Raw genomic sequence first — 17,666 nt, forward strand, 5'->3', positions numbered from 1 at the left:
GAAATTCAGCAACACCTTAACTTAACTGGTGCAGAACTCCACGTATTAGTTATCGCTTAAGTCGCTTTTAAATTAACTTAGTCTCAATAAAACAACACACTACACATCACTCATCTAATTTTCTTTTTTACTGCCATATAAATGTATTAGTTAAAATTAAGTACCTAATAAATACAGCTATTCCTTGTAAGCAGTTAAACTGTTGATTATAGTCAGTGTTAAATGTAATAACGCTTAAGCCAATGCCAACTAAGATCTATTCAAAAGCCAAAATACTTATAGTCGAAGAGCAGCCGCTTGCTCAAAGCTATATGAAACAGTCGTTAGAAAGACTTGGCTTTCAACAATTGCGCTTTGCCGATCATGCAAAATCAGCAAAAGAGCAATGCTTAAGTGAAGAGTTTGATCTAATTGTTTGCTCGTTCAATTTAAGTAAACAACAAGATGGCTATCAGCTTTATGAAGAGCTTAGGGTAAAACGCTTAATAAAAAATTCGACTGGATTCATTTTTATTTCTGCAGAAACAACTGGCTCACTGGTGCATAGTGTACTTGAGTTGCAACCCGATGACTTTTTAGTAAAACCATTTACAGTACAAGAATTAAAAGTACGAATAGAGCGTGTTTTAAAGCGTAAACACGATTTACAAACTATTTATACTTTGATCGATGATGGTAACGATCCAAAAGCAATTACATATATAGATACTATTTTAAATAAAGAAAATAATAGCTACAGCCCTATTTTATTACGATTAAAAGGGGATGCACTGCTTCGCTTAAACAGTAAACAAGAAGCTAAAGATTTTTTTAAATCAGTACTTAACATTCAAAAGTTTGCTTGGGCGAAAGTTGGTTTAGTCGAGGCGCTTATAGCTAATAATGAGCACATTCTTGCCCAGCGTATGCTCAAAACTATGTTGGAGCGGCAAGAAACACGCTTAGTTGCTTTAGACTTGTTAGGCCAATTAGAAATAAAACTTAATCAATTTGAATTAGCACAAGAGTTTTTAAGTCAAGCCGTTAAAATTGCTCCGCGTAACATTTCGCGCCAAAAATCGTTAAGTAATGTGTCGTTAATTAATCACGATTACGAAACCAATTATTTAACTCAAAAAGATATAGCAAGCTACGCAAAATACTCTATACACGACCACCCTAGTATCTATCTCAATGCAGCACGTGCAGGCATTGATTTTGCTCTAACAACGGATCAAACGGACCAAATACAACGAATTTCTAGGCAAACAAATCAATATATCAATGATTTAAAAAAGCTATTTCCTAATAGCAGTAATCAAGCTCAAATTGATGTGCTTAATGCCCGATTGCATTATTTAAAAGATGAACATCAAAAAGCAAAAAAACTCATCGAGCAACTTGATGATGACGACGTTATTATTGGCTCAGTTGATAGTGCGCTTGATAAAGCAAAAGCATTTCATGAGTTAGGTTTTCACCAAAAAGCCCAAACACTTTTCACTCAAATAATTAATCATTGTGAGCAACACCCTAATCAAGAAGATATCACTTATTTACGGTACATCCAACAACAACAAAGTGAACGCCGTGATATAAAAATAGGGCCAAAAGAGCTAAACAATCATGCGGTTAATCAATTTAATAGAGGGCAGTTAAATACTGCTTTAGAGGCGTTTACGCAGGCATTTAGGGTCATGCCTCGCAATCCCAGCATTGCACTTAATTTATTACAATGCTTACTTGATTCAAATAAACAACTGGGCCGATCATTTAACCTTGAGCTTGCAAAAAAATGCTACGCCCTGCTTAGTAAAACTCAGCTACCAGCAGAGCAGATGCAGCGTTTAGATAAAATTTTGGATATTGCAAAAGAAATGAAATTAGAACTTGAAACAGACACTAAATCACAAAAGTAACAACGTTAAAGCTTTTTCATTGATGCTGCATTTACGCAGTATCGCAAACCTGTAGGCAATGGGCCATCAGGAAAAATATGCCCCAAATGTGCATCACACACGTTGCAAACAACTTCAATTCGCTCCATGCCATGGCTTATATCACTCACATAACCAATCGCTTCAATTGTGGCGGGTTGTGTAAACGAAGGCCAGCCCGTACCACTGTCAAATTTTTCATCAGCATCAAAAAGTAGATTATCGCAACAAACACACGCGTATTTACCTGGCTCTAACAATGTGCAACTAGCTGAGCTATGCGGACGCTCTGTGCCTTTATTACGTGTTACGTAGTACGCATTCTCTGATAATTGCTCACGCCACTGAGCGTCCGTTTTAATCACTTTTTTACTTGGTGTAGGATTGCCGTTATTGGCAAAGTTAATAACATCATTCCACTTCAACATAATGACCTCATTGAATCGTTAATTAGCGGTACTTTTTAAATTTATAAAAAATATCGTTAAGTATTACGTTATTGATTAGAGTGGAGATCAGCCTAATCAAAGGTAATGGTTTGCTTTTCTGAATCGGTAAGTATTCGTTTAATAAAACTATCTAACTGTGCTTTTTTTACAGGTAGACTTACGCACAATTGGCGCTCGTTGTTGCTGTAGATCGTCAGCTCATCGTCTTTGCTGGTTATGCGTTCGATGCTTTTAATAACCAACCAGTTGGGGCCGTGTTTTTTATCAAAAAATCCCATCAAACTAAAGAGTAATAAATGTTGCGCATCTCGTTGGATAAAATGCTCTAAACGGTTTCTCGATTTAAAAAGCGGTGTGAGCCTATAAATACTTGAACAAAAAATAAATATCCATAAGCCAAATAGTACTTTAAACCACATAAACTCTAAAAGCTCAGTGCTAATCGTTAAAATAATAAGCACTAATCCTATTAGCGAAATCGTTATCGCTATTGTTTTATTTACAGCGTCCACAACCAGTCCTATTTAAGTAACTTTTTCTCTTCGGCTGCTTTTTCTGTTGGCTCAGGCCAATCGTTAAAAAAAACGGTTAAATAACGGCTCTTAACTAAATACCACAGCACCCATAAAACAATCATCATTTGTACTGCTAAAAATAATGAAAATCGATAATGACTATGTGCGGCTTGAATACTTAACCATGTTAAATCAACAACAGCACATAAAATAAGAGGCCAGCGCATATGCTGCCAAATTTTGGCTAACCTGTCGCTCGCACTGTGTGAGTCTCGCGGCCGCCGTAAACAAAATAAAATAGTCGGTATTATTGCAATACTACCAATCGTTATTGCGATAAAAAAATCATTTTTATTTTTAAAAAATAACGACATTAAATCCAGTTCAGGCCTGCGGCTTAAAGCCGCAATAACCCAAATGAAATAGCCGCGTAAGAGCACCAGCAAACTCAAATGAAATGCAATAGGAGTACGGTAACTCCCATACTTATCCCAGTATTCGGGTCCATATCGGCTCATAGTTGATTCTTTTTATCTGCAATCGTACCAAGAATAAAAAATGCAACGATGAGTGTCGCAGTCAGCCATTTTTTTCCAAAGAATAACAACCCTTTGGCTATTAAAGGGCTTAACCATACAACGATAAAACCAAAGCCAAAAGCGGTAATTAATACAAAGCACAAAACTCTAATCACAAAGTTATACCTGGTAACTGTGCTTTTTGTTAGCTTGATCACGTCATTGGCATATAACGACACTAAACACACCGTTAATAACATTGCGATATTATTTACGTAACCAAGCAGCCATTGCCCTGTGTCTAGTTGTAGTGTGTTCAAAAAATGTAAAATACTATCCATTATATTTTTCCAAAAGCGTTATTAAATCGTCTTCCGTTAGAATTTCTATCCCTAAATCTTGTGCTTTAGTTAATTTAGAGCCTGCTTTTTCGCCAGCGACTAACGCATCCGTTTTAGCCGAAACACTACCTGACACCTTAGCGCCAAGTTGTTGCAAACGTGCTTTTGCATCATTACGGTTAAGTGTATTAAGCGTGCCAGTAAGGACGTATATAAGCCCTGCAAGTGGCTGTTCGTCTTCAGACGGCGCACTTAGTGCAGGCCAATTTACACCTTGCTCTATAAGTGCGTTTACTACCGCTAAATTATGCTCTTCATCAAAAAAACCACGCACATGCGCTGCGACGATTTCACCTACATCACTTACTTGCGTTAGATTGTCAATGCTGGCATTTATTATATTTTCAAGGGTTAAAAAGTGATTAGCCAAATTTTGTGCCGTCGCCTCGCCCGCCTCACGAATACCCAGAGAATATAAAAACTTAGCAAGCGTAGTGCCTTTAGCCTCTTCAAGTGCTGTTACTAAGTTTTTAGCTGACTTAGGTCCCATACGTTCAAGCGACTCAAAATGCCCTTGCTTTAAAATAAACAAATCCGCAGGTGTTTTTATAAGTTCTCTATCTACCAGCTGATCAACAATTTTATCGCCAAGACCATCTATATCTAGTGCTTTTCGTGATGCAAAATGCTTAATCGCTTGCTTACGCTGTGCAGGACATACAAGTCCACCCGTACAACGGGCTACAGCTTCGCCTTCAACCTTTTCAACATGCGAATCGCAAATTGGACAAGTCACTGGAAACTCAATATCTCTCGCGTCATCAGGGCGGCGTTCAAGCACCACTTGCGTTATTTGTGGGATTACATCTCCTGCACGGCGAATAATAACTGTATCACCTACTTTCACGCCTAAACGCGCAATTTCATCACTGTTATGCAGTGTTGCATTTGATACGGTTACACCGCCGACAAAAACAGGCTCTAAACGTGCAACGGGCGTAATTGCCCCTGTGCGCCCGACTTGAAAATCAACATCAAGTAATTGAGTTATTTCCTCTTGCGCCGGAAACTTATACGCAATAGCCCAACGCGGAGCACGCGCTACAAAACCTAACCGCTCTTGTAAGGCCTTTTGATTTATTTTTATTACTACGCCATCTATTTCATATTTAAGCTCACCACGGCGCGTTAAAATATCGCTATAATACGCAAGCGCGGCATTTGGACCTTCCACTAATTTTGTTTCTGGGCACAAAGGTAGTCCCCAATCAGTCAGTTTTTCTAATTGCTGATAATGATCCTCAGGAATGCTGCCATCAGCAACAAGCCCTGTGCTGTAGGCATAAAACATGAGCGGGCGTTTAGCGGTAATTTTAGAATCGAGTTGACGTAAACTACCAGCAGCTGCATTACGTGGGTTAACAAATACTTTTTCACCGCGTTTTTGCGCTTCAGTATTCAATTTATCAAAGCCAGCGCTGTCCATAAATACTTCACCGCGCACTTCAAGCTCTTTTGGGTAATCGCCACGTAACTTAAGTGGTACATTACGAATGGTTTTAACATTTTGAGTAATGTTTTCGCCAGTAAAACCATCGCCTCGGGTCGCGGCCTGCACCAGCACACCATCGCGATAAATAATTGAAACAGCCAAACCATCGAGTTTTGGCTCACAACAAAAAGTAAGCTCATCAGCGCTCATTAAACGCTCTTTTATACGGCGATTGAACGCAATAAACTCTTCTTCACTAAAGGCGTTATCAAGCGATAACATAGGTACTTGGTGCGCGACTTGCTCAAATTTACTCAGTGCTGCACCGCCTACTTTTTGTGTGGGCGAGTCGGCGGTTAAAAATTCTGGATGCTCGGTTTCCAATGCACTTAGTTCGCGTAACAACCTATCATACTCAGAATCAGGAATACTGGGGGTGTCGAGCACATAATAATTGTAATTGTGTTGCTCTAAAATAGTACGAAGATGATTAACTTGCTCACTAATGCTGCTAGACATTTAAACCTCAATAAACATAAAAAAAGCCACTTTGATGAGTCATCATCCAGTGGCTTACAAAAATATAATATATGCGCTATTTACGCTGAAAAAGAACGAACCTGTTCAACATACTGCCTGATGCGCTCTACGGTCATTTCTTCACGTTCTGCATCTAAAATTTGCGCACCAAACTCATCCGCTAACTTTTTAGCTGCACTGTGCAACATATTAAATGCCGCTAAGCCATCACCGTCGCACGGCAATGTCATAAATAAGCTAACCCCTGCGGTACTAAACTGTTCCATATTATCAATATCAAACGTACCTGGGTTGTACATATTTACTAATCTAAATAACACAGGGCCTTGTCCTGCGGGATCGAGATGGCGATTAAAAAAGCCTTCCTCTGAGTATTTAAACCCTAACGTGTTAACGGCTGGCAATAATTTACTGCCCTGCATGCTAAGCCCTTCTGGCATTTGAATATGCACAATAACAAAGTCAGACATTTGAGCTGACGATTCTTCATCGCTTTGCTCTTTTGTTTCTAGGTCATCGACTATTTCTAGGTCATCTTCAATCGGCACTTCTGGCACGCTTGTATCAATTTGCGGCTCATCTGCAGCAAAGTTAAGCTCACCAAATTGAGGTTCGTCACGTTCTTCTATCACAGGCTCCTTTGGCTCAGCCTCAGGACGAGAAGTATGCGATGACGCTGGTGCACTTTGTTGTAATGGTTCAACCCGTTCGTTATTTGACGCTTCAGGGCGATCTTTTTTTCTGACCGACCACAAACCATGCACTAACAAACCACCAATGACAATTACACTGATAACGATTAAAACCCATCTTAATTGTTCGGCCATCCCCTCACCTTTTATTATTTGATATGCCTAAAACCTGTATATTAATTAAAAACCAATACACGTGTTATAAAAATTTATGCATGTGCAAGTTGCACAGCTTGTTCTATATCTACAGCAACCATCCGCGATACGCCAGGTTCTGCCATAGTTACACCCGTTAATCTACCTGCCATTTCCATCGCAATTTTATTATGACTAATATAAATAAACTGCACCGATTGTGACATTTCTTCAACCAAACGGCAAAAACGAACAACGTTAGCATCATCTAATGGTGCATCTACTTCGTCCAGCATACAAAATGGCGCTGGATTGAGCCTGAATATAGAAAACACTAATGATAATGCGGTCAGCGCTTTTTCTCCACCACTTAACAAATGAATTGTTGAATTTTTCTTACCTGGTGGTCGTGCCATTATACTAACACCACTTTCGAGTAAATCATCACTGGTTAATGTTAAATACGCACTGCCACCACCAAAAACTTTAGGAAATAGTTCAGCAAAATCGTCATTAACCTGATCAAAGGTCTCTTTAAAGCGCGTTTTGGTCTCTCTATCAATTTTACCAATAGCACCTTCAAGCGTGCTTAACGCTTTTGTTAAATCTTCTAATTGATTATCAAGATAATCACTTCGCGCTTTAGCTAAATCGAACTCTTCTATTGCCGCTAAATTTACCGCACCTAATTTATCCAACTGATTAGTAAATCCGGTTAACTGATTTTGTGCAGCGCTTAAACTTAGCGAGTCTGGTAACTCATTAAGTATCGCTTTTAAGCTTTGTTTTAATTCTTCTAATGGCTCAAGCGCCACTTGTGCTTTTATCAATAAACTTTGCTCTTCAATCGCTAACTTTTGATGCTGCTGTTGTAAGCCCACCAGCTCACCTTGTGAATTTTTAAGGCTCGCTTGCTTGGTGTTTAAACTTTCCTTCGCTTGAGCCAGTTCTTTTTGCAGTGATACAAAAACCCACTCACCTTTTTGATGCTGCGCCAAAAGCAGGGCTATTTTATCACTCAATTCTTGCTCTGGGATCAGCAGCTCTTTTATTTCATTAAGTAGTTCTTGTGCGCCTTCAGAAGCACTAACGTGCTCTTGCTCTGCATGGCTCAATTTAGTTTGACTCAATTGCCATTCACTGCGCGATTTTTGCAGGGCAAGCGTTCCATTGTGTGCTTGCGTTTTATATTGCTCGAGCATGTTTAATGCTTGGCTATAATTTTTATCGCTTTGTGAATGTAGGCTATTTGCAGCGTCTACCTCATTTTTTAAATTGAGTTGCTGCTCATTTAATACTTCATGTAGTTTGTTTTGCTCGCCAAGCACAGTATTTAATTGCAAAAGCTGAGTTATTAATTGCTGCTTTTGCTGCTGTAACTTTTCTAACTGTTGCAGATGCTGCGCTACTTGCTGTTTAAGCATGTCAGTGCGCGTACTGGCGACGGCACTATTTTGCGCAAGCTCATGTATGGCTTCTTTTAGCTCACTTTGCTCGTTAATTAATTGCGCTTGCTTGAGTGTATATTTATCAAGAGTGAGCGTGACGTGATGTAGCTCGTCCTCGACATCAATTAACTGCTGAGTTTTATCTTGTAACTGCTTATGCTTTAAAAGCAATGAGTTGTCAGCATTACGATCGGCGCTTACATGCCAATTACGACCATGTAACGCACCGTTTTTATCCATAACGGCTGTATAAAAACCATCATTTAATATTGTTAAATCACCGTTTTCGTTATAAGCAATACGCGTTAAATGCTCTGGATACACGCCGCTTGTTATAAATACCGCTAAGCTATTTGTTGGCATGTGATCATCATGACTTGCCCACACGCTGTTACTAGTTTGCTGCTCGCTTACATTTAAATGCTCTAGCGACTTAAGTGCTTGCTCTATTAAAGGTTCAAAGCCTTCTTTGACGCTTAGCTGGTTAAACAATCCGTTAGTACGCTCAGTTTCTTCATCGAGTCCGAGTGTACTTTTAAGCCCTGTTATACTTGCTTTTAACTCGTTTGCTTTTTGAGTGAGCAAAGAGTGCTGCTTTTGTGTATCGTTAACATGTGTGTTTTGTAATTCAAGTTTAGCGCTGCACTGTGTATGCGCAGTTTGTTTTGCGGCAAGCTGTTGAGTTAATATTTGCCTTTGCTGTATTTGCTGCGTTAATTGTTGCTCTACATCACTACTTTGTAGCTCGCTAAGCTGATCCTTTAGCTGATTAATTTGCTCGTTAACGTGGCTTATTTGCTGTTGAGTTTGTTTGATATGACCACTATGCAGTTGCGCATTAGTATTAAGCTGCTGCTGTTGCTCACTCAAAGCTTGCCAATGAGTACTGTACTGCTGCTTAAGTGCTAATAACTCTTTAAGCTCAAGCGTTAACTCGTTAACTTGCTCTTCGCACATTAAGGCATTTTCACTTGCCTCTTGCAGGGTTTCATTTAGTTGCTCGCACACAATTTGCTGCTGCACTTTAACTTCAAGGCTATGTGTTTGGCGTTGCTGTAATTTAATTAAATTTTGCTTAAGCGTTTGAGTTTGTTGTTTTACGTTTATTTGTTGTTGCTCAGCGCGAGTAAGCTCGGTGTGTATTACATGTTGTTGATGCTGGGCATCGCTTAATTTATCTTGCTGGGTTTGTACTTGCCCTTCTAAGCTTGCAAGTACATCGTCATGCCCTGAATGAGCTGTTTCAAAAAACAAAATTTGATCATTAAGTTTATTAATTAGGGCGCTTTTTTCAAGTTGCAGCTGGTGTAACTTTTGCCATTTTAAAACCGCTATTTGCCCTTTTAATGTACGTTCTTGCGCTTTTAACTCGCGGTATTTTTTTGCATCAACCGACTGCACAGCCAATTTATCTAACTGACTTTGCAGCTCTTTTCGCACATCTAACAGACGTTCAAGATTTTCGCGGGTGCTTTTAATACGAGTTTGTGTTTCGCGGCGGCGCTCTTTGTATTTTGATACACCGGCAGCTTCTTCTAAAAATACGCGTAATTCTTGTGGTTTACTTTCTATTAAACGCGAGATCATACCTTGTTCAATAATCGCGTAACTACGCGGACCAAGGCCAGTACCTAAAAATATATCGGTAATATCACGTTTACGACATTTACTGCCATTTAAAAAGTACAGTGACTCTCCATCACGCGTTACTAAACGCTTAATAGCTATTTGGTTTCGATCGGCAAATGTATTTGAAGAACTACCACTATGGTTATCAAAAACCAGCTCTACAGAGGCTTGCGATATGGCTTTACGATTAGTGGAACCATTAAAAATAACGTCGGTCATGGCATCGCCACGCAGGTTTTTAGCAGAGCTTTCACCAAGCACCCATCGCACTGCATCAATAACGTTTGATTTGCCACAGCCATTAGGGCCTACAACACACGTCATTTGATCAGGAAATGGAATTTTAGTGGGCTCTACAAACGATTTAAAGCCCGCTAATTTAATAGTGCTTAAGCGCATCTTGTTGTTATTACCAATTATTATTGTTATTGATTACAAACAATTTAACTCATAAACAGTTAAATTGTTAAGCTTGTCGTTTAAAATTATCTAAAATAATACCGGTTGCCATTGCAACATTAAGCGATTCTGCACCACCAAAAGCGGGGATGGTGATTTTATTGGTTACTAACTTTGTACATGCCTCACGTATACCATGCGACTCACTGCCCATTAGCAAAACGCCTGAGCCAGTAAATTGGGTTTTATGTACACTTTGGCCATCTAAAAAAGCACCGTAAACAGGTAAATTTAAAGACTTTAGGTAATCAGGTAAATCAACTTGGCTTACCGATACCCTTACAAACGAGCCCATTGTGGCGCTAATTGTTTTTGGGTTATAAGCGTCAGCACTGTCGGCGCTAGTTACTATATGTTTAATACCGTACCAGTCTGCCACTCTTATTATTGTGCCTAAATTACCAGGGTCTGATACGCCATCAAGCGCGAGTATTAAGCCATTTGCGTGTGGTAAAGCCGCCGTTGGCATATCAACAATAGCAATGGCTGCATTATTGCTAACTAGCGTGCTGGCTTTGGTGAGGACTTCTTCATCCGCTTCAATAAAATTAGCGTGCTGATACTTACCTTGATACGCGTTTATAAATTCGTTTGTAGCAAAAATATTAACCACATTTAATGGGCTGTTTAATAACTCAAGTACGTTTTTTTCACCCTGCACAAGGTATTGATTATATTGCTTTCGGTACTTTTTTTGGCCAAGTTGGCGGATAAGTTTGAGTTGGTTTTTTGAAATCATAACAGCCCCATAAAATTGTCCGCCCAGTATAACAGATTTAGCTATAACATCTGAACTCGAAAAATAGCAAGGAAGGTCAATTTATACTTTTTTTTATTACCCGATCAGAACTCGTGGATAACTAAAATTAAGATCTGCTGAACTGTTGACGTAATTATAAACATTGAATTTTTCACTAAAAACAGGTAAATTAACAAAAAAATCATGGAGATAGACTTTAAATGGAATCAATACACCCAACCCCTCCCGAATCTAATGAGACAATAAGCCAACCTGCAACGCCAATTTTTAGCGGCAAAGTACAATTTAGTGGTAAAGGCGCTGAGTTTTTTGGTATTTGGATTGTAAATATTTTACTTAGCGTTATAACACTCGGCATATACTCTGCTTGGGCAAAAGTGCGCACGTACCGTTATTTTTATGGTCATACCCGCATAGATGGTCATAGTTTTGATTACCTAGCAACGCCAATACAAATTTTAAAGGGCCGGATTTTAGCGGTTATTGTGTTTTTTATTTACACCTTTACCACCAGCTTTTTACCAATCGTCGGCTTTCTGTTTGCCATTGGTTTTCTATTCTTAATGCCGTGGATCATAAATCAAGGTCTACGTTTCAATATGCGTATGACACGCCATCGTAACGTCCGCTTTACATTTAAAGGCGATTACGGCGAAGCGTTTGTTAACTTTATACTCTTACCTATCGCCAGTGTATTTACGCTTTATTTATTGATGCCTTATGTTATAAAACGTATCGATAGCTATATCCATAGCAACATTAGTTACGGTGACAAACCGCTTAATGTTAATTTAAAAGGCGAAACCTATTACCTGACAGCGCTCATTTGTTTTGTGGTTAGCTCAATCACTATGGTGCTCTTTATGGGTGTTTTAGGGTTATTTGGGTTCGGTTTAATGGACATAGAAAATCAGCAGAATTCGGCAGTAATGGTTATACTTCCTATCATTATGATGATTGCCTATGTACTAATGATAGCCATAGTCACCGCCGTATGGACAGCCGCTATTCGTAATCATATTTTTGATAATAGCCAGTTTGAAAATGTTGCAACATTTAACTCAGAGTTAAAACCAATTCCATTTGCCATTTTACTACTCACTAACATGTTAGCAATTGTATTTTCACTAGGGCTAGCTTACCCATGGACAAAAGTACGCACATCAAAAATGCTTGCTGATGTAACAACGGTAACTATTTACCCTGAGGCATTAAACTTAATTGATACACAACAAGAGCAGCAGTCGTCATTCGCTGAAGAAGCTGCAAACGTATTTGATATTGACCTTTCTCTAACTTAAGAGCTCACCATGCATGTAAAGGGACATTTTTTCCCCAAAGCATCGAGTAATTATCAAGTGTGTGTTGCAACTATTAGCGACACACACATTGAGATTATTCACGATGAACACGTTATCGCTCGCCATACAATCTCAAGTCTTAATTTAAGCTCGGGGATGGCAGGACTTGCCGATGAACTAAACTTTGAAGATGGCAGTCGTTTTATTCCTCTAGATGTAAGTTACAGATGGCCATTTAAAGAAAAGAGCCATCACGTAATGGAACGGCTTGAAAAAAGTAAATGGGCAATTTTAGCCGCTGTTGTTTTTACGCCTTTATTTATGTGGTTAGTGCTTTATAAAGCCGTACCAGCCATTGCGGTTTACAGCGTAGATACGTTACCACACAATGTTATTAACCAAATGGGCGAACAAAGCTTTACGGTTATCAAAAAACTGGCACTCGATCCAAGTGAACTACCTATTGAGCAACAAGCGAAAGTACAAGCACATTTTAAAAGTATGCTTAATGCGTTATCGCTTGATCAATCGGTTTATAGGTTATCGTTTTATAAATCAGACAGCTTTGGTGCTAACGCATTTGCGCTGCCCCATGGGCGTATAGTCGTTACTGATGAGTTGGCAAATTTACTTGCCGATAAACCCAATGCCCTAAAAGCGGTATTACTACACGAAATGGGCCATGTAGTCCACCAGCACAGCGTACGTATTACAGCGCAATCTGCCGCAAGTACGATTGTGTTAGCGGTTGTATTTGGTGATTTAGAGGGTGTTGCAGAAATTGCCCTTGGTACCGGTGCATCGTTTGCTCAGCAAGGGTTTTCACGAGATATGGAGCGTGAGGCCGACAGCTTTGCACTCACCCAATTAGAATCGCTAGGGTATTCGAGTAATGACTTTGCTGATGCAATAGAAGCGCTACAAAAAAGCCATACCAGTGAAAACGAACACCTAGAAAAAGTGAATAACTTATTAGAGTACTTATCTAGCCACCCAAGTGCACAAGAGCGTATTGACAATGCTAGGAAATAATCACGGTTACATTCAACTTGCTCGCTACATAGTGAGTTTAAGTTGGATATACCACGGTTTTTTTCCAAAGCTTTACCACGTAGCGCCACTTGAAAAGTTAATGACGGGCAGTGCTGGTTTTTCAGCCGAAGTGTCTGACTTAATTACACGTTCGGCGGGTGTTGCCGAAATTATATTTGGACTGTGTTTATTTGTGTTTTATAAACATAAGCACCTAGTCACTTTAAATATATTAGCGCTTATTGGGCTTTTACTCGCTGTAGTTGTTATGCAGCCACAATTACTGATTGAAGCATTTAACCCTGTAACCACCAACTTGCCGCTTATTGCGTTAAGCTTTATTTGGTTAAAGGAAATTAAGCTGCAGAATAATCGATACCTCTAACTAAAAAAGGGTATGCGAGCGCATACCCTTTTTTGTAGTATTTAATTTGTAAAGTTAGTACTTATTTTTATGCGTCCACAAATGCAATAATTCGCTCGCAATGGTTGCTGCAGCAATAGCGGTAAGCTCGCTTTGGTCGTACGAAGGTGATACTTCTACCACATCCATACCTACCATGTTTATGCCTTTTAGCGCACGCAGTACTTTAAGTACTTTATCTGACGTTAAACCGCCGCACACAGGAGTGCCTGTACCAGGCGCAAACGCAGGGTCTAAACAATCTATATCAAACGTTAAGTAAACAGGTAGGTCACCTACTCGTTTAAGTATTTGTGCTGCAATATCATTTGCATGTAAATCGTTGGCTTGCATTGCATCAATCACAGCAAACTCATGTTTACTTTGATCAAAGTCGGTACGAATACCTATTTGTATACTGTGCTCAACATCAATCAACCCTTCCATTGGTGCATGATAAAACATAGTGCCGTGATCAAAACGCGAGCCATTGCTATAGGTGTCGGTGTGCGCATCAAAGTGCACTAACGCCATTTTGCCATGTATTTTTGCATGCGCACGTAACAGCGGAAGCGTCACAAAGTGATCGCCCCCTAAACCTAATAGCGTTTTACCTTGACGAAGTATTTGCTCAGCAGCCATTTCTAGTTGCGCAGTAAAATATTCAGGATCGCCAACGGGGTAAGTAAAGTCTCCTGCGTCTGCTACTTTTAAGCGCTCAAACAACGGGAACGTCCACGGGTATTTAGTGTCTTCCCATGCTAAATGAACCGATGCACGACGAATTGCATCAGGGCCTAAGCGTGCACCTGGGCGACCCGATGTTGCTAAGTCAAACGGTAAGCCTAAAACCACTACGTCTGCATCAATTGCATTAATGTTTTGCACCATAGGACGACGTAAAAACGTCATCCCATTTGAGTACAATGAGTGATCTGCGTGACCAAACAAAGTTGACATTGCTTATAACTCTTCTAAATAAGTGTAGCCGTCTAGGCCGCTTTGCAACTCGTCTAAAACGCTTTGCTGTTCATTTTTTTCTATCTTTGCAGACACTAACTGTTCGTATGATTGCTGAAAAATTTCAACATCTAAATGTACATAGCGCATCATATCGGCAACAGTGTCACCTTGGTTTATCTCGGTAATACTTGCAACGCCTTGCTCATCCATATTGACAATTGCGCTGTGTGTATCGCCAAACAAGTTGTGCATATCACCTAAAATTTCTTGATAAGCGCCCACCAAGAAAAAGCCCATTAAATAAGGTTTGTCAGCACTAAACTCTGGTACAGGTAATGTGCTTTCAATACCTTGTCCATCTACGTAATGCTCAAGTGCACCGTCTGAGTCACAGGTTATATCAAGTAATACAGCACGTTTTTTTGGTGCTTCAGTTAAGCCACTTAATGGCAGTACCGGAAACACTTGATCAATGCCCCATGCGTCTGGAAGCGATTGAAATAACGAGAAGTTTACAAAAAACTTATCGGCTAAACGTACGTTTAACTCGTCAATAATAGGACGATGAAAACGGTTTTTATTATCCATGTGCTTGTTAAGTTCATAACAAATACGAATATTAATTTGCTCAGCCCATGCACGTTGCGATAAATCAAGTAAACCGAGTGCAAATTGGTTATGCGCTTCAGCTAAATCACCTTGGCTGTCGTGATAAATCTCAATTAATGCACGGTCATCCGTTAAATCAGTTAACTGTACAAACGATGCCCACATGTTTTTTAATAACAGGGGTGCATCTGCTGCTGGCGCTACTAACTCTTCTGGCGTGTAACTTTCAGTACCAATAACATTAGAAATAAGCACAGCATGATGCGCCGTAAGCGCACGACCTGACTCAGAAATAATAGTCGGCATTGGTTGCTCATATTGCTTACATGTATCACCAATGGTGTACACAATGTTATTTGCGTACTCAGCTAAGCTGTAATTCATAGAGTTATGCGATTGGCTACGTGTGCCGTCGTAATCAACAGCTAAGCCACCACCTACATCAAGGCAATCAATTTCTGCGCCTAATTTGCGTAACTCACAGTAAAAACGCGCAGCTTCGCTTACACCTAAACGTACGTCACGAATGTTCGCCATTTGTGACCCTAAGTGAAAATGTACTAGCTGGAGTAAATTAAGCTGGTTTGCGTCTTTTAAACGATTAACTACATGCAAAACTTGCGATGCAGATAAACCAAATTTTGATTTTTCACCGCCACTCGCTTGCCATTTACCTTTACCTTGCGACGCTAAACGTACGCGAATACCAATGCGTGGTTTTACGTTAAGCTCTTTTGCTTGGCTAAGTACCATGTCTAGCTCAGAGAGCTTTTCAAGTACGATATATACTTTATGACCTAGCTTTTCGCCAATCAGTGCTAAACGCACGTATTCTTTATCTTTGTAGCCATTACAAACAATAACGGCGCTGGTTTTTTCAGCCAGTGCTAGTACCGTTAGTAATTCAGGCTTGCTGCCTGCTTCTAAACCAAGTTGCTTTTTTTCTACTTGTGCTTGGCTTGCTACTATTTCTTCAACCACTTCACGTTGTTGATTTACTTTTATTGGATAAACTAATAAGTAGTCTTTAGGGTAACCATAGTTTTCAATCGCAGTATTAAATGCGCCGCATAAGCTGTGTACACGATGGTGTAAAATCTGCGGAAAACGAACTAAAGCAGGTAAGCTTAAACCTTTATCTTGTAGTTGCTTTGCGATATCTGTTAATGCAATGGTTTGCTCTGGGGCATGAGCCTTGGGCGCCACATACACATCACCTTGATCATTAATACCAAAAAAACCTTGGCTCCAATGACGAACATTGTAGCTCGTACGAGCTTGTTCTAGTGATGTTGTTTCTTTCATTTATCTTTCTCTTTTATTTGATGAATGCCAATAGTGAGTATCGGCTGATTGCGCGCATTAAAAGAAAAATAGGGATTTAAGTCCAACAAGTATTTTTACTCGTAACGAGTAATTTTTAATATTAAAAAAACAATCAATAGCGTTCAGCTCGCTAGCACAGATAAAATAAGGTGTAGATAACTATTCGAGATGAAAAAAATTTACTAGAGGAGTCATTTTAAATACAGTCGACGGTGAATTTTATTAGTAAAAATGTGCAACTCGATTAGGTAAAATCAACCTTGGGTTACTTTGGTAATAGAGTCTGCTTTTGATGATTTAGAACCAACTATTCTCCACGCTTCATATTGCTCACTGTTTAGCCAAGTGATACCTATATATTCTTCAAAATGAATAAAATCTGTACTTCTAAAACGCTCAGTATTGCACCCACCAGCACCCATAGCCGTTCGGCACATATTAAACGTTAGGTATTGTCCATCGTACTGAAGCTGATTAGTTCTATTATACTGGCAGTTTGTAAATAATCGAGGTGGGACTTTTAGGATAATATTTGCCGTTTTTACGCCATTTTGGTTAATAACACGGGTAATTGACTCGCAGGGCTTTACGTAAAATTCATTATTACTAATAACTATATTGGGCGATAACGTTGACCACCAAAAGGCTTTGGCTGAAGATGTTTGGACTAGGGCTTTATCACTGCAGGCAACTAGCTGTATCATGTTAAGGTATAAGATTAAAAGCACCTCTTTACTATTTTTCATAATAACATTCATCATTTACTCAAAAAATAGGCGTGTTCTATTTAGTGAGTATAAGCTAACTACGCGTTTTTGGGTGCGAACATAATTATTGCCATACCAAGCAGTGCAACTAAACCACCGATAATATCCCACATAGTTAGCTTTACGCCATCAACAACCCATAACCATAATAGCGCAACGCAAATATACACGCCGCCATAAGCTGCATACACCCGCCCTGCGGCAGTAGGATGTAAAGATAGCAACCATGCAAATAGTGCAAGACTTAAAGCAGCAGGAATTAAAAGTAAAATGCTTTTATCTTGCTTAAGCCACAGATAAGGCAAATAGCAACCTACTATTTCTGCTAAGGCAGTAATTGTAAAAAGTGCGATTATTTTTAATTCAAACAT

Annotated in this window: 16 protein-coding genes; 4 read left to right on the plus strand and 12 right to left on the minus strand. The window is 39.4% G+C overall.

The genetic code is table 11. The features are described from left to right. Positions 1-242: 242 nt before the first annotated feature. Positions 243-1,898: a tetratricopeptide repeat-containing response regulator gene (locus PALI_RS09190; RefSeq protein WP_193155654.1), complete on the plus strand. Its 1,656-nt coding sequence runs from the start codon at positions 243-245 to the stop codon at positions 1,896-1,898. Between the two features lie 5 nt (positions 1,899-1,903). On the opposite strand, the gene msrB is transcribed toward PALI_RS09190, so the two are convergent. The 8 genes from msrB to PALI_RS09230 form a co-directional block, all read right to left on the minus strand. Further along, the gene (msrB, locus tag PALI_RS09195) at positions 1,904-2,344 is read right to left on the minus strand and encodes a peptide-methionine (R)-S-oxide reductase MsrB (protein WP_182701382.1); all 441 of its coding nucleotides are present in this window, start codon (positions 2,342-2,344) and stop codon (positions 1,904-1,906) included. Positions 2,345-2,436: 92 nt separating this feature from the next. Further along, positions 2,437-2,877 carry a hypothetical protein gene (locus PALI_RS09200; protein ID WP_182701381.1) on the minus strand — a complete coding sequence of 147 codons (441 nt, stop codon included), beginning with the start codon at positions 2,875-2,877 and terminating at the stop codon, positions 2,437-2,439. An 8-nt stretch (positions 2,878-2,885) separates the two neighbouring features. After that, positions 2,886-3,398, minus strand: coding sequence for a DUF2919 domain-containing protein (locus PALI_RS09205; protein WP_138585826.1), 513 nt, complete (start codon positions 3,396-3,398; stop codon positions 2,886-2,888). Continuing rightward, positions 3,395-3,739: a DUF3392 family protein gene (locus tag PALI_RS09210; RefSeq protein ID WP_138585825.1), complete on the minus strand. Its 345-nt coding sequence runs from the start codon at positions 3,737-3,739 to the stop codon at positions 3,395-3,397. The genes PALI_RS09205 and PALI_RS09210 overlap by 4 nt, the downstream gene beginning before the upstream one ends. Further along, positions 3,732-5,750: an NAD-dependent DNA ligase LigA gene (gene ligA / locus PALI_RS09215; protein WP_193155655.1), complete on the minus strand. Its 2,019-nt coding sequence runs from the start codon at positions 5,748-5,750 to the stop codon at positions 3,732-3,734. The genes PALI_RS09210 and ligA overlap by 8 nt, the downstream gene beginning before the upstream one ends. 80 nt (positions 5,751-5,830) lie before the next feature. Continuing rightward, positions 5,831-6,598, minus strand: coding sequence for a cell division protein ZipA (gene zipA / locus PALI_RS09220; RefSeq protein WP_193155656.1), 768 nt, complete (start codon positions 6,596-6,598; stop codon positions 5,831-5,833). 74 nt (positions 6,599-6,672) lie between these two features. Next, the gene (locus PALI_RS09225) at positions 6,673-10,074 is read right to left on the minus strand and encodes a chromosome segregation SMC family protein (RefSeq protein ID WP_193155657.1); all 3,402 of its coding nucleotides are present in this window, start codon (positions 10,072-10,074) and stop codon (positions 6,673-6,675) included. Between the two features lie 67 nt (positions 10,075-10,141). Then, on the minus strand, positions 10,142-10,873 hold the full coding sequence (locus tag PALI_RS09230) for an RNA methyltransferase (RefSeq protein WP_193155658.1): 732 nt from the start codon (positions 10,871-10,873) through the stop codon (positions 10,142-10,144). A gap of 221 nt (positions 10,874-11,094) precedes the next feature. On the opposite strand from PALI_RS09230, the gene PALI_RS09235 reads away from it, so the two are divergent. Genes PALI_RS09235 through PALI_RS09245 form a run of 3 tightly spaced genes read left to right on the plus strand, consistent with a single transcriptional unit; the run spans position 11,095 to position 13,612 of the window. Next, positions 11,095-12,195, plus strand: coding sequence for a YjgN family protein (locus PALI_RS09235; protein WP_193155659.1), 1,101 nt, complete (start codon positions 11,095-11,097; stop codon positions 12,193-12,195). A gap of 9 nt (positions 12,196-12,204) precedes the next feature. Next, the gene (locus PALI_RS09240; protein ID WP_193155660.1) at positions 12,205-13,227 is read left to right on the plus strand and encodes a M48 family metallopeptidase; all 1,023 of its coding nucleotides are present in this window, start codon (positions 12,205-12,207) and stop codon (positions 13,225-13,227) included. Beyond that, positions 13,214-13,612, plus strand: coding sequence for a DoxX-like family protein (locus tag PALI_RS09245; RefSeq protein ID WP_193155661.1), 399 nt, complete (start codon positions 13,214-13,216; stop codon positions 13,610-13,612). Before PALI_RS09240 ends, PALI_RS09245 begins: the two co-directional genes overlap by 14 nt. A 54-nt stretch (positions 13,613-13,666) precedes the next feature. Here PALI_RS09245 and speB read toward each other — a convergent pair whose 3' ends face one another. The 4 genes from speB to PALI_RS09265 all read right to left on the minus strand — a co-directional run bounded on the left by speB (position 13,667) and on the right by PALI_RS09265 (position 17,666). Then, positions 13,667-14,590: an agmatinase gene (gene speB, locus PALI_RS09250; RefSeq protein WP_193155662.1), complete on the minus strand. Its 924-nt coding sequence runs from the start codon at positions 14,588-14,590 to the stop codon at positions 13,667-13,669. 3 nt (positions 14,591-14,593) lie between these two features. Further along, the gene (gene speA, locus PALI_RS09255) at positions 14,594-16,507 is read right to left on the minus strand and encodes a biosynthetic arginine decarboxylase (RefSeq protein WP_193155663.1); all 1,914 of its coding nucleotides are present in this window, start codon (positions 16,505-16,507) and stop codon (positions 14,594-14,596) included. Positions 16,508-16,782: 275 nt separating this feature from the next. Then, on the minus strand, positions 16,783-17,274 hold the full coding sequence (locus tag PALI_RS09260) for a hypothetical protein (protein ID WP_193155664.1): 492 nt from the start codon (positions 17,272-17,274) through the stop codon (positions 16,783-16,785). Positions 17,275-17,333: 59 nt separating this feature from the next. Beyond that, positions 17,334-17,666: a YnfA family protein gene (locus PALI_RS09265; RefSeq protein WP_193155665.1), complete on the minus strand. Its 333-nt coding sequence runs from the start codon at positions 17,664-17,666 to the stop codon at positions 17,334-17,336.

Source organism: Pseudoalteromonas aliena SW19, from assembly GCF_014905615.1.
Taxonomy (GTDB): Bacteria; Pseudomonadota; Gammaproteobacteria; order Enterobacterales; family Alteromonadaceae; genus Pseudoalteromonas; species Pseudoalteromonas aliena.

Coding starts and splice junctions, on each gene's coding strand:
- msrB (WP_182701382.1), bottom strand. CDS start 2,344: ATGTTGAAGTGGAATGATGTTATTAACTTTGCCAATAACGGCAATCCT.
- PALI_RS09245 (WP_193155661.1), top strand. CDS start 13,214: ATGCTAGGAAATAATCACGGTTACATTCAACTTGCTCGCTACATAGTG.
- PALI_RS09260 (WP_193155664.1), bottom strand. CDS start 17,274: ATGAAAAATAGTAAAGAGGTGCTTTTAATCTTATACCTTAACATGATA.
- PALI_RS09210 (WP_138585825.1), bottom strand. CDS start 3,739: ATGGATAGTATTTTACATTTTTTGAACACACTACAACTAGACACAGGG.
- PALI_RS09265 (WP_193155665.1), bottom strand. CDS start 17,666: ATGTTTGAATTAAAAATAATCGCACTTTTTACAATTACTGCCTTAGCA.
- PALI_RS09235 (WP_193155659.1), top strand. CDS start 11,095: ATGGAATCAATACACCCAACCCCTCCCGAATCTAATGAGACAATAAGC.
- PALI_RS09205 (WP_138585826.1), bottom strand. CDS start 3,398: ATGAGCCGATATGGACCCGAATACTGGGATAAGTATGGGAGTTACCGT.
- ligA (WP_193155655.1), bottom strand. CDS start 5,750: ATGTCTAGCAGCATTAGTGAGCAAGTTAATCATCTTCGTACTATTTTA.
- PALI_RS09190 (WP_193155654.1), top strand. CDS start 243: ATGCCAACTAAGATCTATTCAAAAGCCAAAATACTTATAGTCGAAGAG.
- PALI_RS09240 (WP_193155660.1), top strand. CDS start 12,205: ATGCATGTAAAGGGACATTTTTTCCCCAAAGCATCGAGTAATTATCAA.
- PALI_RS09230 (WP_193155658.1), bottom strand. CDS start 10,873: ATGATTTCAAAAAACCAACTCAAACTTATCCGCCAACTTGGCCAAAAA.
- zipA (WP_193155656.1), bottom strand. CDS start 6,598: ATGGCCGAACAATTAAGATGGGTTTTAATCGTTATCAGTGTAATTGTC.
- speB (WP_193155662.1), bottom strand. CDS start 14,590: ATGTCAACTTTGTTTGGTCACGCAGATCACTCATTGTACTCAAATGGG.
- speA (WP_193155663.1), bottom strand. CDS start 16,507: ATGAAAGAAACAACATCACTAGAACAAGCTCGTACGAGCTACAATGTT.
- PALI_RS09225 (WP_193155657.1), bottom strand. CDS start 10,074: ATGCGCTTAAGCACTATTAAATTAGCGGGCTTTAAATCGTTTGTAGAG.